The organism is Geobacillus sp. GHH01 (assembly GCF_000336445.1).
GTDB classification, from domain to species: Bacteria; Bacillota; Bacilli; order Bacillales; family Anoxybacillaceae; genus Geobacillus; species Geobacillus zalihae.
The window spans coordinates 2,311,595-2,334,349 of sequence record NC_020210.1 but is presented as its reverse complement, the minus strand read 5'-3'; the positions used below and the strand labels follow the sequence as shown (position 1 = coordinate 2,334,349).

Sequence of the window (22,755 nt, the reverse complement as noted above, 5' to 3'; positions counted from 1 at the left end):
TGTCATGATGCGAAAGCGAGAAAGCGAGGGTGGCTTGCGTGACGAAACGGAAAGTGGTGCTCCTGACAACCGGCGGCACGATTGCGAGCAAGCGAAACGAACGTTCCGGCCGCCTGCGGGCTGGGGCGCTAAGCGGTGAAGAACTCGCGGCGATGTGCCATTTGCCGAAAGAAATTGAAATCATCGTGGAAAGCGTATTTCAATTGCCAAGCATGCATTTGACGTTTTCGCATTGGCTTGAGCTGAAAAAACGGATTGAGGCGCATTTCACCGATCCATCCGTTGATGGCATCGTCGTCACTCACGGAACCGATGCGCTCGAAGAAACGGCCTATTTCCTTGATTTGACGATCGATGACCCGCGGACGATCGTCGTCACCGGTTCGCAACGGGCGCCGTCTGATTTGGGCAGCGATGTGTACATCAACATCCGCCATGCCATTTACGCCGCGTGCGCCGAGCCGTTGCGTGGGGCGGGGACGGTCGTTGTGTTCAATGAACGCATTTTTGCCGCGAAATACGTGAAAAAAGAACACGCCTCGAACATTCAAGGATTCAACGCTTTCGGCTTCGGCTATTTAGGCATCATTGACAACGATGAGGTGTACGTGTACCAAAAGCCGATCCGACGCGAATATTACAAGCTTGTGCGCCCGCTTCCGCCGGTGGACATTGTGAAATGCTACTTGGAGGCGGACGGCAAGTTCATTAAAGCGGCTCGAGAAAGCGGCGTCGCTGGCATTGTGCTCGAAGGGGTCGGCCGCGGGCAAGTGGCGCCAAAAATGGTCGATGAAATCGTCAAAGCCATCGAAGCGGGGATCAAAGTCGTGGTGACGACGAGCGCCGAGGAAGGGGCGGTGTATACAACGTACGATTACCCCGGCAGCGCCTACGATTTGCATAAGAAAGGGGTTATTCTTGGCAGCGACTACGATGCGAAAAAGGCGCGCATCAAGCTCGCTGTCGCTCTTGCTGCCGACGCCGCCGTTGATGGCTTGTTCGCTTATTAGGCAACAAGCGGCCCAGCAATTCCTCTTTTTTTCTCCCCTGTTTCGTGGTACGATGAAGGTAAAAATGCCAAAGAAACGGGGATCGAGGATGTTTTCGTTGATTTCCGCCGGCGTCGCCCCCGGGGTGGCGCTGCTTAGTTATTTTTATTTAAAGGACGAGTATGAAGCTGAGCCGCTTTCGTTTGTGTTGCGCATGTTTTTGTTCGGCGTCTTGCTTGTGTTTCCGATCATGTTCATCCAATACGTGCTGTCGGCAGAAGGGATCGTCGCGTCGCCGGCAGCCGAGGCGTTTCTTTCCGCTGCGCTCCTTGAGGAGTTTGTCAAATGGTTTGTCGTTTATTTTTTTGTGTATGACCACGACGAATTTGACGAGCCGTATGACGGCATTGTGTACAGCGCCAGCGTCTCGCTTGGATTCGCGACGCTGGAAAACATTTTGTACTTGTTGGCCAACGGAGTGGAGACGGCCATTGCCCGGGCGCTTTTGCCGGTGTCCAGTCATGCGCTCTTTTCCGTCATCATGGGGTTTTATTTCGGCAAGGCGAAGTTTGCCGTAAAAAAGCGCCGCTATTATTTATGGGCGTCGTTTTTGTTGCCGTTTTTCCTTCATGGCGTCTATGACTGGCTGCTGCTCGCCAAAGAGCGTTGGGGCTATTACATGGGTTTGTTTATGCTCGCCTTATGGTGGGCGGCGTTGCGCAAAGTAAAACAAGCGAAAGGATACGCCCGCCCTCAAGCGGTGCCGCCTGTGAAAAGCCAAGCGTAAAAGCTTTGGCTTTTTTCTTTTTTTCGCATAAAAAAGGGAAACGGAAGGAAAATAGGGGTAAAAACGGTGAGTGTTGACGGGAGGTTCACATATGGCAAGAAAATGGGTTCTATTCATCGCATTGGCTGTTTGGACATGCATTTACCCATCAGGCCATGCTTTCGCGTTTTCCCCGCAAGTGATTCAGCGTGGAGCAGTTGGCGATGATGTCATTGAACTGCAGGCGCGGCTGCAATACCTTGGGTTTTACAACGGCAAAATTGACGGCGTGTTTGGCTGGCGAACGTATTGGGCGCTGCGCAATTTCCAATACGAATACGGCTTGCCGGTCGATGGACTAGCCGGATCGGAGACGAAACGGAAGCTTGTGAACGCTTCAAAATATTACGAGCAGTTTGTGAAAGAGCAAATCCGCCAAGGAAACGATTTCACCCATTACGGCGGCATTCCGCTCAGCCAGCAGGTGAAAAAACGCGGCGGAGGCGGCGGGCGAACGGTGAAAACGACAGCATCCAATGTGCCGAAAGGGTTTTCGCAAAACGACATTCGGCTCATGGCGAACGCTGTCTACGGCGAGGCGCGCGGCGAGCCGTACATCGGGCAAGTGGCGGTTGCCGCCGTTATTTTAAATCGGCTGGAGCATCCGTCGTTTCCGGATACGGTCGCTGGGGTGATTTTTCAGCCCGGCGCGTTTACCGCGGTCGCCGATGGGCAAATTTGGCTGACGCCGAATGAAACGGCGAAAAAAGCGGTGCTTGATGCGATCAACGGCTGGGACCCGACCGGCGGAGCGATTTACTACTTTAACCCAGCCACGGCGACGAGCGCTTGGATTTGGAGCCGCCCGCAAATCAAGCGGATTGGAAACCATATTTTTTGCAAATAAAAGGAGGGAGACGAGATGGTGCGAAACTTACTGATTGCAGCGCTTGTCGTCGCTGTCGTCGGCACTGGCTACTGGGGCTACCGCGAGCATCAGGAAAAAAACGCGATCTTAATTCATGCGGAAAACAATTACCAGCGCGCGTTTCACGATTTAGCCTATCAGATCGATTTGCTGCATGACAAGCTTGGAGCGACGCTGGCAATGAATTCGCACGCCTCATTATCGCCGGCGCTCGCCGAAGTGTGGAAAATCGCGTCTGAAGCCCATTCTGATGTCGGCCAACTGCCGCTGTCTCTTTTGCCGTTTAACAAGACGCAAGAGTTTTTATCGAAAATCGGCGAGTTCAGCTACCGGACGGCCGTGCGCGATTTGGAAAAAGAACCATTGACGAAAGAAGAGTATAAGACGCTCGAGGCGCTGTACAAAAGCGCTGGCGCGATCCGCCAAGAGTTGCGCAACGTGCAGCATTTAGTGCTGGAAAACAATTTGCGCTGGATGGACGTCGAACTGGCGCTGGCGACGAACGACGAAAAAGGCGACAACATCATTATTGACGGCTTGAAAGCAGTGGAGAAAAATGTTGATACATTCTCAAGTTCGTCCGAGTTCGGCCCGTCGTTCATCGGCCTCGCCAATGAGGAAAAAGGCTTTGTCCGCGCGAAAGGGCGCCCGATTTCCAAAGCGGAAGCCAAACGGATCGCTCGCGAGTTCCTTGGATTAAAGGGAACGGAGAACATCAAGGTGACGGACGGCGGCAATGGGGCGGATGAGCGTTTTTACAGTTTAACGATTCACGATCCGAAAACAAAGGGCGACATTTATATGGATGTGACGAAAAACGGCGGATATCCGATTTGGGCGTTAAACAGCCGGCCAATCGGCAAGCCGAAGATCAGCTTGCATGAGGCGGCCAACCGTGGGATGGCGTTTTTGCGACGGCATCAATTCACCGGCTTTGAATTGTACGACAGCACGCAATACGATAATGTCGCCGTGCTGACATTTGTCAAAAGCGAAAACGGCGTCCGCATTTACCCGGAAGCGATCCAAATGAAAGTGGCGCTTGACAACGGCCATGTCGTCGGCTTTACGGCGCGCGACTATTTGTCATCGTCCATTCCGCGTCCGTTGCCCAAACCGACGCTCACCGTCGAGGCGGTGAAGAAAAAGGTAAACCCACATTTGAAAGTGATGGAAGAGCGCCAGGCGGTCATTATGAACGATTTGCAAAAACCGGTGCTTTGCTATGAGTTTTTAGGAACGCTTGGCGATGAAACGTATCAACTGTTCATTAACGCCGCAACCGGCCTTGAAGAAAAAGTCGAGAAGCTTGAAAGCGTGGAGCCGAATTACAGATGAAAACAAAGGGAGGAAAAGCTGGGGCTGTCGGCTTTTCCTCTTTTTTTGGTCAAAGGCAGCCGGACGGTATGGTATAATCGTCATGGGACATCATGCGGGTCAGCGAAACGATCGCCGGTTCGGCAGCTGACTGAAAAGGGGAAAAGGAACCATGATGATCAAAATCGGAGATTCGATCCGGCTTGAGCCGTCGGACGGCTCAGCGCGGCAATACCGAAGCAAAGCGCTCGCCGTTGCTGACGGGGCGGTTCATATCAGCTATCCGATCGATGAACAGAGTGGAAAAACCGTTTATTTGTTGAACGGGATGCAGTTTAAAGCGACTTTTGTCGGGCAAGACGGCGGTTTATACATGTTTGATACCGAAGTGAAGGGAAAAATCCGCGATCCGTTGCCGATGGTCGTCTTGGCTTACCCGGGCGAGGAATACGTCGTGCGCATCCAGCGCCGCCGTTATGTACGGGTGAAAGCGAATGTCGATGCGGCCGTCCATCCGTCTGACAGCGAGTTCGCTCCGTTTGTGACGATGACGGTGGATATCAGCGCCGGCGGCGCCGCCCTCCTTGTGCCGCCGGCGCACGCTCCGCTTCTTCGCCCCGGCATGGCGGTCGAGCTTTGGCTCGTGTTGGCGATGCGCTCCGGCGAATACCATTACGTGCAAACGAAGGCGTCGATTGTGCGCATGGCTGATGACGAACGCGGCATGGCGAAAATGTCGGTGGAGTTCACAAACCTCGCCCCCCAAGACCGCGTTCGGCTCATTCGCTACAGCTTTGAACGGCAGCTTGAGGAGAGAAAATGGGAGAACGAACAGAATAAATGAGCTGGGCGCGTGGAATACTGCTAGAAAAAATGGGAAAGCAGGAGGCTTGCGCCATGAAACGGATCGAACAGCTGTTGTGGAAGCTTGTCGTCATCCAGACGATTTGCCTGTTGATCGCCCAATGGCTTGTGTTGTACACGCCAGCGGCGTTGTATATCGGCAAGGTGTATGAATACGAAGGGGTAGCCAAGCCGGAAAAAACGAAAACAGTTGAAACGGCCGTCGACCGTTGACGGCGGATATGGTACAATGAACATGGAAACATGCAGGGTTTTCCTGCATTTTTCTTTGTGCACTCATCAAGCGATTTTCGGTAAAGCAGGAGGAAATGATGAAACGACGAATCAGCATCGCGATCGACGGACCCGCCGCGGCGGGAAAAAGCACGGTCGCCAAACGGATCGCTGAGCGGCTTTCCTACGTATACATCGATACCGGCGCCATGTATCGCGCGCTGACGTACCGGGCGCTTGCATGCGGCGTCGACATCCATGATGAGCAGGCGCTCCTGTCGCTGCTTCGCGATACATCGATTGAGTTGAAACCGTCGCCGCATGGACAGATCGTCCTAGTCAATGGCGACGATGTGACCGACATCATCCGCGGTGAGGCGGTGACGAATGCGGTGTCGCTTGTTGCGAAGCATCCGCTTGTGCGCGAGGAGATGGTCGCCCGCCAACGCGCCTTGGCGGAAGGGGGCGGCGTCGTCATGGACGGGCGCGATATCGGAACGCATGTGCTGCCAAACGCCGAAGTAAAAATTTTCCTGAAAGCTTCGGTCGAGGAGCGGGCGCGGCGCCGGCATGAGGAAAATCTCGCGCGCGGCTTTCCATCCGATCTTGAAAAGCTGAAAGAAGAGATCGCCCGCCGCGACCGGCTCGATTCGGAACGGGAGACAGCGCCGCTTCGCAAGGCGCCGGATGCGGTGGAAATCGATACGACATCGCTGTCGGTTGAGGAAGTGGTGGAGCGGATTATGGAGATTGTCAACGAAAGGATTGGATGACGGTGGACTTTTATTCATTCGCCAAGGGGATCGTCAAGGGAGTGCTCACCCCTTTTTACCGCATTCAAACGATCGGGATTGAACAATTTCCAAAGGAAGGCGGCGTGCTTCTTTGCGCCAACCATATCAGCAACCTAGATCCGCCGGTCATCGGCATTACGGCGCCGCGGCCGATTCGGTTTATGGCGAAAGAAGAGCTGTTTCGTGCTCCGGTCGTGAAAACGCTCGTCAAAAGCTTGCATGCCTTTCCGGTCAAGCGCGGCATGAACGACCGCCAGGCGCTGCGCACGGGGCTTGAGGTGCTGAAGCAAGGCGAAGTGCTCGGCATTTTTCCGGAAGGGACGCGCAGCAAAGACGGCCGGCTGAAAAAGGCGTTGCCCGGCGTTGGCTTTTTCGCTTTGCGCACCGAGGCCGCCGTTGTCCCGTGCGCCATTGTCGGCCCGTACCGTCCGTTTGTGCCGCTTAAGGTTGTGTACGGAGCGCCGATCGATATGGCGCCGCTGCGCGCGCGGAAAGCGAGCCCGGAAGAAGCGGCCGATTACATTATGGATCATATCCGCCGGCTGCTGGAAGAGCATCAGCGAGCATGAAAGGAATATGCTGTTCGAGGCATCCCTTCCGCCGCCTCAATGAGCATTATAGTACATGTTGATTGAGAAAATATGGTATACTAACTAGAAAAGCGTCCTTATTTTGCCGACAGCCGGCCGCGGCCTCGGCGCGAGGCGCGCTTTTGACAGTTGTCAGTCGATGAAGGAGGGTTTTTGCGATGACAGAAGAGATGAATGTGCAAGTCAATGTGTATGAAGTGGGCGATATCGTCCGCGGCAAAGTGGTGAAGCTTGAGGACAAGCAAGTGCTGGTCGAGGTGGAAAACAGCAAGCAAAGCGGCATCATTCCGATCAGCGAGCTGTCGAACTTGCATATTGAAAAACCGAGCGATGCCGTCGCTGTCGGCGATGAAGTGACGGCCAAAGTCAAAAAAGTGGAAGAAGGAAAAGACGGGGAAGAAGGGTTGCTCATTTTATCGAAAAGAGCGGTGGACGCCGAGCGGGCGTGGGAAGATCTTGAGCGCAAATTTGCAAGCGGCGAAACATTTGAAACAGTCATTAAAGACATCGTCAAAGGCGGTCTTGTCGCCGATGTCGGAGTGCGCGGCTTCATCCCGGCGTCGCTTGTCGAGCCGCATTACGTCGAAGATTTTTCCGATTATAAAGGAAAAACGCTCGCCGTGAAAGTCGTCGAGCTTGACCGCGAGAAAAACCGCGTCATTTTGTCGCATCGGGCGGTCGTTGAGGAAGAACAAGCGCGGCAGCAAAAAGAACTGCTCTCCCGCCTTGAGCCGGGGCAAGTGTTGGATGGCGTCGTCCGCCGCATTGCCGATTTCGGCGTCTTTGTCGATGTCGGCGGGTTTGATGGGCTCGTACATATTTCCCAGCTTTCCCATACGCGCGTCGCTCATCCGTCGGAAGTGGTGAAAGAAGGCGATGCGGTGAAAGTGAAAGTGTTGGCTGTCGACCCGGAACAAGGCCGCCTGTCGCTGTCGATCAAAGAAGCGCTGCCGGGCCCATGGGAAGGCCTCGGCGAAAAAGTGAAACCGGGTGATGTCGTCACCGGGACGGTGAAACGGCTCGCTTCATTCGGCGCGTTTGTGGAAGTCTTCCCAGGCGTCGAAGGATTGGTGCATGTGTCGCAAATCGCCAACCGCCGCATCGGCTCGCCGCATGAAGTGCTGAAAGAAGGCGACGTGGTGAAGGCGAAAGTGCTCGACGTCAACGAAGCGGATCACCGCCTTTCCCTCAGCATCCGCGCGCTGCTTGAGGAGGAGGCGGCCGCGCCGGCCGAGGATTACAGCCAATACACAAGAACGTCGGAAACGCGCGGCTTTCAGCTCGGCGAAGTGATTGGCGAGCAGCTGAAAAAATTAAAGTAATGTAGAGCCACAAGATCAACTAGCTGTCAAAACAAAGCGAAAGCTCCCTTCTGTCCGATGGCTTGAGCCATCTGGACGGAGGGAGCTTTTTTGCTTGATTCATTGCAGTAGGGTGCGGCTGTTGCTCGCATCGGGACAAGAGCGGCCGCAAGGGAAGAGAAGGACCGCTTTTTCTTAATGGCGGTTCCGTTCCCGCGCTTCCTCCGGCGTGTCGAGCCGAGCCGCTCCTTTATAGGAGAGGGACTGATCCCGATCTGACTCGACGCGCCGCGATTGCTTCAGCTTTTTTTCCTGTCGATCTTTTCCCATTTCGCCATGGCTCCTTTCTGCTTCGGTACAGCGATCATTTTTTACTATGAACGAATGCTGTTTTTTCTATACAGGAATGAACGTTCATAAAAGATGACATAATGAACATAATAAGGAGTGGAAAAGATGGAAGGAGCTTATTTTTATTTCTTTTTTTGGGCTTTATGGATTGCAGCGACATTTTTGATGAAAAAGACCGTCGAGCGGACGAAGCTGGCTGCATTTTCGCTATTCATGATCAGTTCGGCCTCGATGACGGTGAAGATCAGTCCCATTCATATGGCGGCGTCCTTTTTTGTGCTTTTTTTCTCCTCTTGTTACGCGGCGGTCACACAGCGGCCATGCGGATGGCTGCGGATGGCGCTGTCAGCGTCCGGCTTGGCGTTTGCCTATGCCGCTTTTCGTCTGCTTGCCTTGTTTGATCCGGTCTGGATTTGGCTTGATGGCCAATGGATGCTTGGCTGGTGGATGGCCTTGATCAGCAGTCTGTTCCACCGCCGCATATCCGCCCGCCTTCTTTGTCTGGCGCTCGGCGGCTGTCAAGGGGAAGTGGTGTACGCCATGTCCATCTTGCGCATGGCGCCGGGTTATGTGCTTGGGTCGTTTTCCTTTTTGGATGCGCTCGCCATTAGCGCATCATCTTTGCTCGTTTGGGAATCGATCCGCTTCTTCTCGCTGCAGCTTGAGGAAAAACGGCCTGTAAGGAGGACGAGGCAGCCGTGAACGAATACACGTTTCCGATTTTATACGGTGTTGCCGCTGGGGTGTTGACGCGGATTTATTTGTTGCGCACCGATTACCGGCAATACCCGACGTATTTGCACGGTCGGACAATCCATATCGCCTTAGGGGCCATTGCCGCCGGCCTGGGAACGGTCGCCGTGCCGGCGATTATGGAAAAAGAGTTCGCAGCGATCACGTTTTTGGCCTTGGCCGCCTCACAATTTCGCGACGTACGCAATATGGAGCGCAATACGTTGAACGAGTTGGATCAGTATGAGCTGGTGCCGAGAGGAAAAACATACATCGAAGGCATCGCGATTGTGTTTGAAGGGCGGAACTATTTAGTCATTTTCGTCTCCTTTTTATCGACGCTCTTTTATTTAGTATGGGACATTTGGGCCGCGCTTGCCGCCAGTATCATCGGCCTTATGACGGCGCGGCGGTTTATGAGCGGAAGCCGGCTGAAAGACATTGCCGAGGTCCAATATGTCAAGCCGCATTTTGAAGGGGCAGGGCTGTATGTTGACAACATCTATATCATGAACATCGGCTTGCCGGCGCGGCGCGAAGAAATTTTGCGCTATGGAATGGGGTTTATTTTAACGCCGAAAAATTTCAACGCCCGCACGACGATCGCCAATCTTGGGCAGCGGCAGGCGATTTTGCATGATGTATCGACCGCCCTCGGCATTTACCGCGACTCGGGAACGCCGGCGCTCGTGCCGCTCGCCAAGCGCGATTTGAATGACGGACGCGTCGGCATTTTTATTTTGCCGCAAGTCGAGGATGTCGAGAAGGCGAAGGCTGTCATCGAAAACGTGCCGGTGCTTGAGAGCGCCATCCGCATGCCGAAGAAACGGCGTTGGAAGCGGAAGGGGTGGAGCGGCGATGACGCATGAAAAAATAATTTTGGCCGTCATTACGATGAACGGCGGGCGCGTCGCCGGCGGTGCGCCGATCTTTATTTGCCAAACGAAAGAGGAAATGGAACAGATCGCCGCGAATTTAGAGGCGATTTTGGATGGCATCGCCCATGAAGTGGGCGAGGGGCTTCTTATTATCGTCAAACATTAGTTGTTGAGCGTTTCGCTTTTTGATAAAATAAAGCAGTTGTAGCCTACCCTGGTTCATCGCTAAAAGATGCACTTGATTGGTAAAAAGTCATTTCCTTCCTAGCCTCGCAGTCAAGTGCCCTTGGCGTTGATGGACCGATGCCCTTCCGAAAAGGGCGTTTTTTTTCAGCGACAAAGGTAAGGAGAAAACGAAGATAAAGGGTGGTAGCATGGCAAATCCAGTCGTGGCCATTGTCGGCCGTCCAAATGTAGGAAAATCGACGATTTTCAACCGTATTGTCGGGGAACGCATTTCCATCGTCGAAGACGTACCTGGAGTGACGCGCGACCGCATTTACAGCCGAGCCGAATGGCTGAACCATTCGTTTTATTTGATCGATACCGGCGGCATTGACATTGGCGACGAGCCGCTGCTTGTGCAAATTCGCCAGCAGGCGGAAATCGCCATCGATGAGGCGGATGTCATCATCTTTATGACGAACGGCCGGGACGGTGTGACTGCGGCTGATGAAGAGGTGGCCAAGCTGCTCCGCCGGTCGAATAAGCCGGTTGTGCTCGCGGTGAACAAAATCGACAATCCGGAAATGCGTGATTTGATTTACGACTTTTACGCTCTGGGCTTTGGGGAGCCGTATCCGATTTCCGGAGCTCATGGGACAGGGCTTGGCGATTTGCTTGATGCTGTTGTCCGTCATTTTCCAAAGGGCGGTGGACAAGAGTATGAAGAAGACGTCATTAAGTTTTGCCTCATTGGCCGGCCGAATGTCGGCAAATCGTCGCTTGTCAACGCCATTTTAGGTGAGGAGCGGGTCATCGTCAGCGACATCGCCGGTACGACGAGGGACGCCGTCGACACCTCATTTGTGCGCGAAGGGCAGGAATATGTTATCATTGATACGGCAGGGATGCGCAAACGAGGAAAAATTTACGAAAGCACGGAAAAATATAGCGTCTTGCGCGCGTTAAGGGCCATTGAGCGCTCGGACGTCGTGCTTGTTGTGTTAAACGCTGAGGAAGGCATCATCGAGCAGGACAAAAAAATCGCCGGATACGCGCATGAAGCGGGTCGCGGTGTCATTTTGGTCGTCAATAAATGGGATGCGATTGAAAAGGACGACAAAACGATGGTCGAATTTGAGCGGAAGATTCGCGACCATTTTCCGTTTTTGGACTATGCGCCGATTTTGTTCGTATCGGCGAAAACGAAGCAGCGGCTGCATAAGCTCTTGCCGCTCGTCCGGCTTGTGAGCGACAATCATGCGATGCGCGTCCAGACAAATGTGCTCAATGAAGTCATCATGGATGCGGTGGCGATGAATCCGACGCCGACGCATAACGGGCGGCGTCTGAAAGTTTATTACATGACGCAAGTCGCCGTCAAACCGCCGACGTTTGTCGCGTTTGTCAACGACCCGGAACTGATGCATTTTTCATATGAACGGTTTTTGGAAAACCGCATCCGCGATGCATTCGGTTTTGAAGGCACGCCGATTAAAATCATCGCCCGCCCGCGGAAATAAGAAAAGCGGAGGCCGCGCGCCAAGCTCCCGAGGCAAAATGTTCTCCGCGCCGAGAAGTGCTTGCACTTCGAGGGCGGAGGTTATTTTGCGGAAGGGAGCTAGCGGCCGGAGCTAGACAGGAAGAAAAGCGGAGGCCGCGCGCCCATCAGCGACACGCGCTGCGGGGCCGGCGAAGAGGCTCGAACCAAGGAAAGCTTGGTTCTGTGTGGGTGGTGTCACAGGAGCGTAAGCCATGTGTCGCCGCCGCGAAAGTCGGACGAACAGGAGCGAAGAGGCGGCGCGATTGCTATTTTTCAAGGTTGCGACAATCGGATAAAGGAAGTGGAAAACGATGGAGAACATCGCCGTATTGGGGGCTGGAAGCTGGGGAACGGCGTTGGCGCTCGTGCTGGCTGACAATGGGCACCACGTCCGGCTCTGGGGTCATCGGACCGAGCAGATCAGCGAAATCAACGAAAAGCGGACAAATGAGAAATATTTGCCAGGCGTTCGCCTGCCGGACGCCATTATCGGCTATGACGACCTTTGCGCTGCGCTTGACGGCGTTGCGATCGTTGTGCTCGCCGTGCCGACGAAAGCGATCCGCTCGGTGCTTGCGGACGTGCGCGCCTGCTTGGCCAAGCCGATCACCATTGTTGCCGTCAGCAAAGGAATCGAACCAGGGACGCATAAGCGGGTGTCGGAAATGGTCGCCGAGGAAATGGGGGAATGGCTTGCAGATGTTGTCGTTCTCTCCGGGCCGAGCCATGCCGAGGAAGTCGTGCTCCGCCACCCGACGACCGTGGCGGTATCGTCGCCAAATATGGAAGCGGCGCGCCGCATTCAAGACATCTTTATGAACCATCACTATTTTCGCGTGTATACGAACCCGGATTTAATCGGCGTCGAAGTCGGCGGGGCGCTGAAAAATATCATCGCCTTGGCCGCTGGAATCAGCGACGGGCTTGGCTACGGGGATAACGCCAAAGCGGCCCTCATCACGCGCGGGCTCGCCGAGATTGCCCGCCTCGGCTGCGCCCTCGGCGCTAATCCGTTGACATTCGCTGGTTTGACGGGAGTCGGCGATTTGATTGTCACGTGCACGAGCGTCCATTCCCGCAACTGGAGAGCCGGCTACATGCTCGGCCAAGGAAAAAAGCTGGACGAGGTGCTTGAGAGCATGGGGATGGTCGTCGAAGGGGTGCGAACGACAAAAGCCGCCTATGAGCTGGCGAAAGAGCTTGGTGTGAAGATGCCGATCACCGAAGCTCTCTATGACGTATTGTTTGCGGGAAAAGACCCGAAAGAGGCGGTCGATTCGCTCATGGCGCGCGGAAAAAAAGAGGAAATGGATGACTTAAACAACATTTTTGCCGAACAAGAATGATGAAAATAGGCCAATGGCGGTACAAGTCGTCTTCGTTCTGCATACAATATGGCGAACCATCATCGGCTTGAGCTTCCGGAAGGGTATGAGGGGATGCTGAAGTAAAGAAAGCCCCGCTTTACTTCAGCTTTTTTTTTGCCAATGCTATAATGATAGTTGTCGAAAAAAAGGAGGAGCGTCCATGTCACCGGCGTTAGCGAAAATGTGGATCGCCATCGCCTCGATGGTGTTTATGTTTATTTCCGTCGGCTTCATTTACTTAAGCCGCTACAAAGTCAAGATGAAATGGCTTCGCTTTCTGTTGGCGCTCGTCGCCTACATTCTTTTGATTTTCGCCGGCATCATCATCATTTTCGTCGTATTCAGCGGACCGACACCGCAATAGGCAAAAAGGTGGGAAAGATGAAACGAATCGCTCGCTTGTTGTTGTCATGTATATGTTTGGCGCTGCTTTCCGGCTGCTTGTATCCACAAGAGCGGCTGAAACAAAACCAAATTCCTTACAAAGACCAAGTGGCGGCCGTCCAATCGGCGGTGGATGAGTACCGGAAGGCGACCGGCGGGCTTCTGCCGATTAAAACACGCGACATGAACACGCCGATGTATTTGAAGTATCCAGTCGATTTTCAAAAGCTCGTTCCCCGCTATATGCAGGAGCCGCCGGGAAACGCCTATGAAAGCGGGGGCGTCTTCCAGTATATGATCATCGATGCGGAAACGAACCCGACGGTCAAGCTGCTTGATCTGCGCTTAGCCGAACGCATCCGTGATCTGAAGCTGCGGCTTAGCATGTACACGGACAAGCATAAATATCCGCCGTTTCAAGACGTCGTTGCGCCGGGCGTATTTACGCTCGATTACAAAAAGCTCGGCTATAAAGAGCCGCCTTATGTCGTCAGCCCGTTTTCCGGCAACAACTTGCCGTTTGTCATCGACGGGAATGGAGAAATTTACATTGACTACCGTTCTGATTTGTATGCGGCGTTGAAAAAATATCCGCACCACTACAAGCCGGGTGACGATATTCGCCCGATTTTGACCGACCATTCGCTGTTTGTGCCGGCGTATTCGTTGCCCTATACGATCGACGCCAAGACGAATGAACCGATTTTTTTTACAAAATGAGTCATCTTCCCTTCTCTAGGAAAATACATTCTAGAGAAGGGATTTTTTCTATTTTAGTCATAACCGAATCGGACAACATCATATGCATATAGTGTCCGACTATGCTAGCTCATTCCACTGTTTCTTATAACGACCGAAGGACTGGAGGGGAGTCATTTGGAAAAGGTCGATATTTTTAAAGATATCGCCGAGCGGACCGGCGGCGACATTTATTTAGGGGTCGTCGGCGCCGTCCGCACCGGAAAATCGACGTTTATTAAACGGTTTATGGAGTTGGTCGTGATTCCGAACATTAAAAACGAAGCCGATAAAGCGCGCGCCCAAGATGAACTGCCGCAAAGCGCCGCCGGCAAGACGATCATGACGACAGAACCGAAGTTCGTGCCCAACCAGGCGGTGACGGTGAAAGTCGACGAGGGTCTTGAAGTCAACATCCGGCTTGTCGACTGCGTCGGCTACGCCGTGCCCGGCGCAAAAGGATATGAAGACGAAAACGGGCCGCGGATGATCCACACGCCTTGGTATGAAGAGCCGATCCCGTTCCAAGAGGCGGCGGAAATCGGGACAAGAAAAGTCATCCAAGAACATTCGACGATTGGAGTCGTCATTACGACGGACGGCACGATCGGGGAAATTCCGCGCCAAGACTATGTCGAAGCGGAAGAACGGGTCATTAGCGAGCTCAAAGAAGTCGGCAAGCCGTTCATTATGATCGTCAACACCGTTCGGCCGCACCATCCGGAAACCGAGGCGCTTCGCCGCGAGCTCGCCGAAAAGTACGACATTCCGGTGCTCGCCATGAGCGTGGAAAGCATGCGCGAAGCCGACGTGTATAACGTGCTTCGTGAAGCATTATATGAATTCCCGGTGCTTGAAGTGAACGTCAACTTGCCGAGCTGGGTGATGGTGCTGCGCGAAGATCATTGGCTGCGCGAAAGCTATCAAGAAGCGGTGCGCGACACCGTCAAAGACATCAAACGGCTGCGCGACGTCGACCGGGTTGTGCAGCAGTTTGCCGAGTACGATTTCATCGAAAAAGCGGCGCTTGCCGGCATCGAAATGGGGCAAGGGATCGCCGAAATTGACTTGTATGCACCGGATGAGCTGTACGATCAAATTTTAAAAGAAATCGTCGGCGTCGAGATTCGCGGCAAAGACCATCTGCTTCAGCTCATGCAAGACTTCGCCCATGCGAAAGCGGAATATGACCAAATCGCCGACGCGCTGAAAATGGTCAAACAAACCGGCTACGGCATCGCTGCGCCCGCTTTGTCTGACATGAGTCTTGACGAACCGGAAATCATCCGCCAAGGGTCGCGCTTTGGCGTCCGTTTGAAAGCTGTGGCGCCGTCGATTCATATGATCAAAGTTGACGTCGAATCGGAGTTTGCACCGATCATTGGCACGGAAAAGCAAAGCGAAGAGCTCGTCCGCTATTTAATGCAAGACTTCGAAGACGATCCGCTGTCGATTTGGAACTCTGACATTTTCGGCCGCTCGCTCAGCTCCATCGTCCGTGAAGGCATCCAAGCGAAACTTGCGCTCATGCCGGAAAACGCCCGCTACAAGCTGAAAGAAACGCTTGAGCGCATCATCAACGAAGGCTCCGGCGGCCTCATCGCGATTATTTTATAGAAAAGCGGAGGCCGCGCGCCAAGCTCCCGAGGCAAAATGTTCTCCGCCCGCAGAAGTGCTTGCACTTCGAGGGCGGAGGTTATTTTGCGGAAGGGAGCTAGCGGCCGCAGCTAGACAATAAGAAAAGCGGAGGCGCCGAGATTAGCTCTCGAAGCCAAATGTTCTTCACCCGCAGGGGGTGCTTGCACCCCGAGGGGGAAGGTTATTTGGCAGAAGAGAGCTAGGCGCCGCAGCTAGACAGAAAGAAAAGCGGAGGCCGCGCGCAAGCTCCCGACAAGGGAGCTTTTTTTGATGCCATTTTTTCAGTTGCTAAGCGGCAAAGGGAAAAAATCGCCAAAACCTTTGAGAAATCAGGATTGGCACTTGATTATAGGCATGGCGTTATGGTAATCTTTTATCTGAAATCGTTGTTTTGGTGAAATATGCCTAAAATTGGCCGTTTTTGCGAAAAAAGATGTTGAATTTCCGCGGTCAATTGGTTAAGATTAGGCATGTCACCGCCTGTTGGCGGGAAGAAGGCGGCTTTCCTCGCCCTTGGCTTCGTTTGCGCCCGGCGAAAACAGGAGGAGCCCAAACTGTTGGGAAGGGGCTTCAGCCGGCGGCATAGGCGCATCTCCTGCGGACTGTCGCGAGGCAAACATAGAATGATTGGCTGCGCCGGCGCGGCGCGCGGGCCTTCTTGCCGCTGGAATTGGATGTCTATGTATAGAAAAGCAGAAAAGTGTGCACAAATGGTAGTAAACAAGACCAGCCCCTTGGGAGGAGGTGAATGGCATGAACAAAACGGAATTGATCAACGCGGTCGCTGAAACAAGCGGTCTTTCCAAAAAAGATGCGACAAAAGCCGTTGATGCGGTGTTTGATTCGATTACAGAAGCGCTGCGAAAAGGCGATAAAGTGCAATTAATCGGTTTTGGAAACTTTGAAGTGCGCGAGCGCGCCGCCCGGAAAGGACGCAACCCGCAAACGGGCGAAGAAATGGAAATTCCGGCAAGCAAAGTTCCTGCATTCAAACCGGGCAAAGCATTGAAAGATGCCGTCAAGTAAGCCTACATAGCAGGAGCGCAGGAGGGAAGGGCAGGTGATCCACCGGCCCTTCTTTTTTGTTTTTTTTGGCTCCCTATGCTAGAATCGGATTACATGCAGCTTTTATGATGCAGGAGGATGTTGTTTGTATGCCAGAGATCAATTTTGCGCAAATTGAATATGCGGTCCGCCTCATTCTTGAGGCGATCGGGGAAGATCCAAACCGCGAAGGGCTCGTCGATACGCCGAAGAGGGTGGCGAAAATGTATGCCGAGGTGTTCGCTGGGCTGCAGGAAGACCCGAAGCAACACTTTCAAACCGTATTCAGCGAGGAACATGAGGAGCTTGTGCTCGTCAAAGATATTCCGTTTTATTCGATGTGCGAACACCATTTAGTGCCGTTTTTTGGCGCTGCCCACGTCGCCTATATTCCGCGGGAAGGGAAAGTGACCGGGCTGAGCAAGCTCGCTCGAGCCGTTGAGGCGGTGGCGCGCCGCCCGCAGCTGCAAGAGCGCATCACGGCAACGATCGCTGATTCGATCGTCGAGGCGCTTGAGCCGCATGGGGTGATGGTCGTTGTTGAGGCGGAGCATATGTGCATGACGATGCGCGGGGTGAAAAAACCGGGGTCCAAAACAGTGACGACAGCGGTGCGCGGCGTGTTTGAAACAGATGCCAACGCCCGCGCTGAAGTGCTTTCGTTAATCAAAGCGTAAGGAGGGAAGAGGATGTACACAAACAGCGATTTTGTCGTCATTAAAGCGCTCGAAGACGGGGTGAACGTCATCGGGCTGACGCGCGGCGCGGACACAAGATTTCACCATTCGGAAAAGCTTGACAAAGGCGAAGTGTTGATTGCTCAGTTCACGGAACATACGTCGGCGATCAAAGTGAGAGGAAAAGCGTATATTCAAACGCGCCACGGTGTGGTTGAATCGGAAGGGAAAAAGTAAACCAGCAAATTTCTAGCAAACTAGAGCGTTTTCGACAAAATTATGTTATAATGGAGTCCGTCATGGCGGTGCGGATATTTTTTGGGGGACAAGGGTGAGAAGAGTGAATGACATCATGGTGAAATTGGCGTCATTGAAGGAACAAATCGAACGGCTGCTTGACCATTCGTATTTGCGCGCGCATGTGCCGGCGCCGGCTGTTGATGAAGACCGGCTGCTGCTTTCGCTGTCGATGATGATGGATGCTCCGGCGGCGCCAAATGAGCCGGACCGGTGCATCATCGCCATGATGCTCATGCAAATCGCCCTTGACACCCATGATCAGGTGACAGACCGCGGCGGCGATTTGCGGACGCGGCAGCTTGTCGTTTTGGCCGGCGACTTGTACAGCGGGCTTTATTACGACTTGCTGGCGCGCTCGGGCGATGTTGCGCTCATCCGTTTGTTCGCCGAAGCGGTCCGCGAGATGAATGAGCAAAAAGTGCGGCTGTATGAAAAAAAGGTGGAGCGGATCGAGACGCTGTTCGCCGCGGTCGGCACGATCGAGTCGGCGTTGCTTGCGAAGCTTGCCGAGCGCATCGGGGCGCCGCAATGGGGGCGATTTTCCGGCCATTACTTGCTGTTGCGGCGCTTGCTGCTCGAGCAGGAAGCGTTCGTCCGCACGGGGTCATCCATGCTGTTTGAGCAAATGGCGCATATCGCCTTTCCATGGGCCAAAGGGCTGACGAAAGAACAAAAGCGGCATTTGCTTCGCCTTTGCGAGCGTTATATTGACCATTGCAAGGAAGCGCTGCTGGCGGCGAATTTGCCGATGAACGACCTGCTGCGGTTTCGCATGGCGGAACTTGCCGGCGGATTTCAAGCCATCGTCAAAAAGTCGGTGGAAGAAGGGTAGAACGATGCATCAATCGAAAGAAGAGCGAGTCCATCGCGTATTTGAAAACATTTCTGCACATTATGACCGGATGAATTCTGTCATCAGCTTCCGCCGCCATTTGAAATGGCGCGAAGACGTCATGCGGAGGATGAATGTGCAAAAAGGGAAAAGGGCGCTCGACGTTTGCTGCGGAACGGCCGACTGGGCGATCGCGCTGGCTGAGGCGGTCGGGCCGGAGGGGGAAGTGTACGGCCTTGACTTCAGCGAAAACATGCTGAAAGTCGGCGAACAAAAGGTGAAGGCGCGCGGCCTCGGCAATGTCAAGCTCATTCACGGCAACGCCATGCAGCTGCCGTTTCCCGACAATTCGTTCGATTATGTGACGATCGGCTTTGGCTTGCGCAACGTTCCTGATTATATGACGGTGCTGAAGGAAATGCACCGCGTCACCAAGCCGGGCGGCATGACCGTCTGTCTGGAAACGTCGCAGCCGACGTTGTTTGGTTTCCGCCAGCTTTACTATTTTTATTTTCGGTTTATTATGCCGCTGTTTGGCAAGCTGTTGGCGAAAAGCTATGAGGAATACTCGTGGCTGCAGGAATCGGCGCGCGAATTTCCAGGGCGGGACGAGCTGGCCGAGATGTTCCGCGAAGCCGGTTTCGTCGATGTCGAGGTCAAACCGTACACGTTCGGCGTAGCGGCCATGCATTTAGGCTATAAACGATGAGTCAAGGTGAACACCATGAAGTTAAAGGCGATGTATTCGTTTTTAAGCGATGATTTGGCGGCGGTCGAAGAGGAGCTGGAGCGGACGGTCCGATCCGAATACGGGCCGCTCGGGGAAGCGGCGCTCCATTTATTGCAAGCGGGCGGAAAGCGCATCCGTCCCGTTTTTGTCTTGCTGTCCGCCCGCTTTGGCCATTATGATTTCGAACGGATTAAACATGTAGCCGTAGCGCTCGAACTCATCCATATGGCATCGCTCGTTCACGACGATGTCATCGATGACGCCGACGTGCGGCGCGGCCGGCCGACGATCAAGGCGAGATGGAGCAACCGCTTTGCCATGTATACAGGCGATTACCTCTTCGCCCGTTCGCTTGAGCGGATGGCGGAGCTTGACAGCCCCCGCGCTCATCAAGTGCTGGCGAAAACGATCGTTGAAGTGTGCCACGGGGAAATCGAGCAAATCAAGGATAAATACCGATTTGATCAGCCGCTTCGCACGTACTTGCGGCGCATCCGCCGAAAAACGGCGCTATTGATCGCCGCCAGCTGCCAGCTTGGCGCCCTTGCCGCCGGCGCGCCGGAGGCGGTGGCCAACCGGCTGTATTGGTTCGGCCATTACGTCGGCATGTCGTTTCAAATTACCGATGACATTCTCGATTTCACCGGCACGGAAGAGCAGCTCGGCAAGCCGGCCGGAAGCGACTTGCAGCAAGGAAACGTCACCCTCCCCGTGCTGTATGCCCTTTGTGATGAACAGGTGCGGGCAAAAATTACGGCCGTCAACGCGGACACGGATGCCGAGGAGATGGCGGCGGTGCTAGCGGCCATTAAACAGACAGACGCCATCGAACGATCGTATGCGCTAAGCGACCGCTATTTGGAAAAGGCGCTTCGCCTGCTTGGCGAGCTGCCGGCCAACGAAGCGCGCACGCTGCTTCATGATCTCGCCCTCTACATTGGGAAAAGGGATTATTAGCGCTTTCAAGGACGCTGTTGCCAACGGCGGAAAACAATGATACTATGATGGGTGGGAATCCGTTTCCCAGTACATACGACAGTAGAGGTGGAGAGCGAATGGCAGAACGGACATTCATCATGGTAAAACCGGACGGGGTTCAGCGCAATTTGATCGGCGAGATTGTCGCCCGTTTTGAAAAAAAAGGCTTCCAGCTTGTCGGCGCGAAGCTGATGCAAGTGTCGCGCGAACTCGCCGAGCAACATTACGCTGAACATAAAGAGCGCCCGTTTTTCGGCGAGCTTGTCGACTTTATCACCTCGGGGCCAGTGTTTGCCATGGTGTGGGAGGGCGAGAACGTGATCGCCGCCGCCCGGCAAATGATGGGGAAAACGAATCCGCAGGAGGCTGCCCCTGGCACGATCCGCGGCGATTTCGGCTTGACGGTCGGCAAAAACGTCATCCACGGCTCCGACTCGCCGCAAAGCGCCGAACGCGAAATCAGCTTGTTCTTTAAAGAAGAAGAGCTCGTCAGCTATTCGAAACAGATCAATGCATGGCTGTACTGATGCGAAGACCGGCCGCCATTCGGCCGGTTTTTGCCGTTTTTGTACATTGACAGGGGAGAGGGACAGGCGACGATGGACGATTATGCGCAGTTCATTGCCAAAGTAAAGCGAAAAACAGGCATTGACTTATCGCTATATAAGGAAGCCCAAATGAAGCGGCGTTTGGCGTCGTTGTACATGAAAAAAGGGCTAAAAAGCTTTGCCGAGCTGTTTGCAGCGATGGAGAAAGAGCCGGCGCTATGGCATGAATGCTTGGATCGGATGACGATCAACGTCTCGGAGTTTTACCGGAACGCCAAGCGTTGGGAGGTGCTTGAGCACACCATTTTGCCGCGGCTATTGGCGGAAAACCCGCGCCCGAACGTGTGGAGCGCTGCCTGCTCAACGGGCGAGGAGCCGTATACGCTCGCGATGGTGCTCGCAAAACGATTGCCGCTTCACCGCGTGTCGGTGTTGGCGACCGACATTGACGATAATGCGCTCGCCCGCGCGCGCCTCGGTTTGTACAGCGAACGGTCGCTTGTAGAGCTGCCCGAGGAAATGAGAAAAAAGTTTTTTACGAAAGAAGGCGAATATTATAAAATAGACGAAAAGATTAAACAAACGGTCAAGTTTCAAAAGCACAACTTGCTCGCAGATCCGTTTCCGCGCAACATGGATTTGATCGTCTGCCGCAACGTGCTCATTTATTTTACGGAAGAGGCGAAGCGGATGCTGTATCGCAAATTTCACGACGCGCTCCGGACGGGAGGCGTGCTGTTTGTCGGCAGCACCGAGCAGATTTTCAATCCCGGCCTGTACGGTTTTGAAGTCGAAGAGACGTTTTTTTACCGAAAAAAATAGCTCCGCGCCGGCTTCTTTTTTTCTTGAAACTATTTTCATTTTTCGAATTTATGATATATTTTTACTTAAACGCGTTAAAGACCTGAAGGGAGAGACAAACATGCGGTATTTGACGGCAGGGGAATCGCATGGGCCGCAATTGACGGCCATTTTGGAAGGAGTGCCGGCCGGGCTTGAGCTGCGCGCCGAGCACATCAATAAAGAGCTGGCGCGCCGGCAAAAAGGATACGGACGCGGCCGCCGCATGCAGATTGAAAAAGATGAAGTGAAAATCACAGGCGGCGTTCGGCACGGGAAAACGCTCGGCTCGCCGATTGCGCTCGTTGTCGAGAATCGTGATTTTAAACATTGGCAAACGATTATGGCGGTTGAGCCGATTGATGACGAAGCGGAAGTGAAGCGGAAAGTGACGCGTCCGCGCCCAGGGCATGCCGATTTAAACGGCGCCCTGAAATACGGACATCGCGATATGCGCAACGTGCTGGAGCGCTCGTCGGCGCGTGAAACGACGGTGCGCGTGGCGGCTGGAGCGGTGGCAAAACGCATTTTGGAGGAGGTCGGCATCCGCGTCGCCGGTCATGTCATCGAAATCGGCGGCGTGCGCGCAAAGAAGCTCGATTATCGTTCGCTTGAAGAATTGCAGGCAGTGACGGAAGAATCACCGGTGCGCTGCTTTGACCCGGAGGCGGGGCAAAAAATGATGGAAGCGATCGATTGGGCGAAGAAAAACGGTGATTCGATCGGCGGCATCGTTGAAGTGATCGTTGAAGGTGTTCCGGCCGGAGTGGGCAGCTACGTCCATTACGACCGAAAGCTTGATGCGAAAATCGCGGCCGCGATCGTCAGCATCAACGCGTTTAAAGGCGTTGAATTCGGGATCGGCTTTGAGGCGGCGCGCCGCCCGGGAAGCGAAGTGCACGATGAAATCATTTGGAGCCCAGAACAAGGCTTTTCGCGCCGGACGAACCGGGCGGGCGGCTTTGAAGGCGGGGTGACGACCGGGATGCCGATCGTCGTGCGCGGAGTGATGAAGCCGATCCCGACGCTGTACAAGCCGCTTCAAAGCGTGGATATCGAGACGAAAGAGCCGTTTGCGGCAAGCATTGAGCGATCGGACAGCTGCGCCGTGCCGGCGGCGAGCGTTGTCGCTGAGGCCGTTGTCGCCTGGGAAGTGGCGGCGGCGATCGTTGAGCAGTTTGGGCAGGATCGGATGGACTTGATTAAGGAAAATGTGGAACGCGCCCGCCGCTATGCAAAGGAGTTTTGACG

General features: G+C 54.1%; 27 protein-coding genes. 26 read left to right on the top strand and 1 reads right to left on the bottom strand.

Annotated elements, in window-relative coordinates:
- The first annotated feature begins 38 nt into the window (after positions 1 to 38).
- The 9 genes from GHH_RS11430 (at position 39) to rpsA (ending at position 7,783) form a co-directional block, all read left to right on the top strand.
- On the top strand, positions 39 to 1,010 hold the full coding sequence (locus tag GHH_RS11430) for an asparaginase (protein WP_012820743.1): 972 nt from the start codon (positions 39 to 41) through the stop codon (positions 1,008 to 1,010).
- Between the two features lie 88 nt (positions 1,011 to 1,098).
- Positions 1,099 to 1,776, top strand: coding sequence for a glutamic-type intramembrane protease PrsW (prsW, locus tag GHH_RS11425; protein WP_015375279.1), 678 nt, complete (start codon positions 1,099 to 1,101; stop codon positions 1,774 to 1,776).
- A gap of 91 nt (positions 1,777 to 1,867) precedes the next feature.
- Positions 1,868 to 2,662 (top strand): spore cortex-lytic enzyme, encoded by a 795-nt coding sequence (gene sleB / locus GHH_RS11420; protein WP_015375278.1) that lies wholly within the window; start codon positions 1,868 to 1,870, stop codon positions 2,660 to 2,662.
- 15 nt (positions 2,663 to 2,677) lie between these two features.
- On the top strand, positions 2,678 to 4,021 hold the full coding sequence (gene ypeB / locus GHH_RS11415; RefSeq protein WP_015375277.1) for a germination protein YpeB: 1,344 nt from the start codon (positions 2,678 to 2,680) through the stop codon (positions 4,019 to 4,021).
- A gap of 154 nt (positions 4,022 to 4,175) precedes the next feature.
- A complete protein-coding gene (locus GHH_RS11410; protein WP_014196211.1) occupies positions 4,176 to 4,844 on the top strand; it encodes a flagellar brake protein in 669 nt (222 codons plus the stop codon).
- Between the two features lie 53 nt (positions 4,845 to 4,897).
- A complete protein-coding gene (locus GHH_RS11405) occupies positions 4,898 to 5,077 on the top strand; it encodes a YpfB family protein (RefSeq protein WP_011231712.1) in 180 nt (59 codons plus the stop codon).
- 98 nt (positions 5,078 to 5,175) lie between these two features.
- On the top strand, positions 5,176 to 5,850 hold the full coding sequence (cmk, locus tag GHH_RS11400) for a (d)CMP kinase (protein ID WP_011231711.1): 675 nt from the start codon (positions 5,176 to 5,178) through the stop codon (positions 5,848 to 5,850).
- Positions 5,847 to 6,440, top strand: coding sequence for a 1-acyl-sn-glycerol-3-phosphate acyltransferase (locus GHH_RS11395; RefSeq protein ID WP_011231710.1), 594 nt, complete (start codon positions 5,847 to 5,849; stop codon positions 6,438 to 6,440). Before cmk ends, GHH_RS11395 begins: the two co-directional genes overlap by 4 nt.
- Positions 6,441 to 6,619: 179 nt before the next feature.
- Positions 6,620 to 7,783 carry a 30S ribosomal protein S1 gene (gene rpsA / locus GHH_RS11390; protein ID WP_011231709.1) on the top strand — a complete coding sequence of 388 codons (1,164 nt, stop codon included), beginning with the start codon at positions 6,620 to 6,622 and terminating at the stop codon, positions 7,781 to 7,783.
- Positions 7,784 to 7,957: 174 nt separating this feature from the next.
- On the opposite strand, the gene GHH_RS18370 is transcribed toward rpsA, so the two are convergent.
- Entirely contained in the window at positions 7,958 to 8,092 is a 135-nt protein-coding gene (locus tag GHH_RS18370; RefSeq protein WP_013144883.1) for a YpzI family protein, read from the bottom strand.
- A 126-nt stretch (positions 8,093 to 8,218) separates the two neighbouring features.
- On the opposite strand from GHH_RS18370, the gene GHH_RS11385 reads away from it, so the two are divergent.
- From GHH_RS11385 to aroC, 17 genes are all read left to right on the top strand, one after another.
- Positions 8,219 to 8,815 (top strand): hypothetical protein, encoded by a 597-nt coding sequence (locus GHH_RS11385; protein WP_015375275.1) that lies wholly within the window; start codon positions 8,219 to 8,221, stop codon positions 8,813 to 8,815.
- Positions 8,812 to 9,714, top strand: coding sequence for a YIEGIA family protein (locus tag GHH_RS11380; RefSeq protein ID WP_011231707.1), 903 nt, complete (start codon positions 8,812 to 8,814; stop codon positions 9,712 to 9,714). Before GHH_RS11385 ends, GHH_RS11380 begins: the two co-directional genes overlap by 4 nt.
- The gene (locus GHH_RS11375; protein ID WP_011231706.1) at positions 9,704 to 9,889 is read left to right on the top strand and encodes a hypothetical protein; all 186 of its coding nucleotides are present in this window, start codon (positions 9,704 to 9,706) and stop codon (positions 9,887 to 9,889) included. The genes GHH_RS11380 and GHH_RS11375 overlap by 11 nt, the downstream gene beginning before the upstream one ends.
- A gap of 208 nt (positions 9,890 to 10,097) precedes the next feature.
- The gene (gene der / locus GHH_RS11370; RefSeq protein ID WP_013144887.1) at positions 10,098 to 11,408 is read left to right on the top strand and encodes a ribosome biogenesis GTPase Der; all 1,311 of its coding nucleotides are present in this window, start codon (positions 10,098 to 10,100) and stop codon (positions 11,406 to 11,408) included.
- A gap of 331 nt (positions 11,409 to 11,739) precedes the next feature.
- Positions 11,740 to 12,774: an NAD(P)H-dependent glycerol-3-phosphate dehydrogenase gene (locus tag GHH_RS11365; protein WP_011231704.1), complete on the top strand. Its 1,035-nt coding sequence runs from the start codon at positions 11,740 to 11,742 to the stop codon at positions 12,772 to 12,774.
- 181 nt (positions 12,775 to 12,955) lie between these two features.
- Positions 12,956 to 13,159 (top strand): DUF2768 domain-containing protein, encoded by a 204-nt coding sequence (locus tag GHH_RS11360; protein ID WP_011231703.1) that lies wholly within the window; start codon positions 12,956 to 12,958, stop codon positions 13,157 to 13,159.
- A gap of 17 nt (positions 13,160 to 13,176) precedes the next feature.
- Positions 13,177 to 13,899 (top strand): hypothetical protein, encoded by a 723-nt coding sequence (locus GHH_RS11355; protein ID WP_011231702.1) that lies wholly within the window; start codon positions 13,177 to 13,179, stop codon positions 13,897 to 13,899.
- Between the two features lie 156 nt (positions 13,900 to 14,055).
- Positions 14,056 to 15,534, top strand: a complete 1,479-nt coding sequence (gene spoIVA / locus GHH_RS11350) for a stage IV sporulation protein A (RefSeq protein ID WP_011231701.1) — start codon at positions 14,056 to 14,058, stop codon at positions 15,532 to 15,534.
- A 774-nt stretch (positions 15,535 to 16,308) separates the two neighbouring features.
- Positions 16,309 to 16,581, top strand: coding sequence for an HU family DNA-binding protein (locus GHH_RS11340; RefSeq protein WP_008879623.1), 273 nt, complete (start codon positions 16,309 to 16,311; stop codon positions 16,579 to 16,581).
- 128 nt (positions 16,582 to 16,709) lie between these two features.
- A complete protein-coding gene (folE, locus tag GHH_RS11335; protein ID WP_011231699.1) occupies positions 16,710 to 17,276 on the top strand; it encodes a GTP cyclohydrolase I FolE in 567 nt (188 codons plus the stop codon).
- A 12-nt stretch (positions 17,277 to 17,288) separates the two neighbouring features.
- On the top strand, positions 17,289 to 17,513 hold the full coding sequence (gene mtrB / locus GHH_RS11330; RefSeq protein WP_011231698.1) for a trp RNA-binding attenuation protein MtrB: 225 nt from the start codon (positions 17,289 to 17,291) through the stop codon (positions 17,511 to 17,513).
- A 115-nt stretch (positions 17,514 to 17,628) separates the two neighbouring features.
- Positions 17,629 to 18,408 carry a heptaprenyl diphosphate synthase component 1 gene (locus GHH_RS11325; protein WP_015375274.1) on the top strand — a complete coding sequence of 260 codons (780 nt, stop codon included), beginning with the start codon at positions 17,629 to 17,631 and terminating at the stop codon, positions 18,406 to 18,408.
- 4 nt (positions 18,409 to 18,412) lie between these two features.
- Positions 18,413 to 19,117, top strand: a complete 705-nt coding sequence (gene menG / locus GHH_RS11320; protein ID WP_015375273.1) for a demethylmenaquinone methyltransferase — start codon at positions 18,413 to 18,415, stop codon at positions 19,115 to 19,117.
- Between the two features lie 15 nt (positions 19,118 to 19,132).
- Positions 19,133 to 20,095 carry a heptaprenyl diphosphate synthase component II gene (gene hepT / locus GHH_RS11315; protein ID WP_015375272.1) on the top strand — a complete coding sequence of 321 codons (963 nt, stop codon included), beginning with the start codon at positions 19,133 to 19,135 and terminating at the stop codon, positions 20,093 to 20,095.
- 98 nt (positions 20,096 to 20,193) lie between these two features.
- A complete protein-coding gene (gene ndk, locus GHH_RS11310; RefSeq protein WP_013524132.1) occupies positions 20,194 to 20,643 on the top strand; it encodes a nucleoside-diphosphate kinase in 450 nt (149 codons plus the stop codon).
- Positions 20,644 to 20,715: 72 nt separating this feature from the next.
- A complete protein-coding gene (locus GHH_RS11305; protein WP_015375271.1) occupies positions 20,716 to 21,486 on the top strand; it encodes a protein-glutamate O-methyltransferase CheR in 771 nt (256 codons plus the stop codon).
- A 100-nt stretch (positions 21,487 to 21,586) separates the two neighbouring features.
- On the top strand, positions 21,587 to 22,753 hold the full coding sequence (gene aroC, locus GHH_RS11300; protein ID WP_011231692.1) for a chorismate synthase: 1,167 nt from the start codon (positions 21,587 to 21,589) through the stop codon (positions 22,751 to 22,753).
- The last annotated feature ends 2 nt before the right edge of the window (positions 22,754 to 22,755 follow it).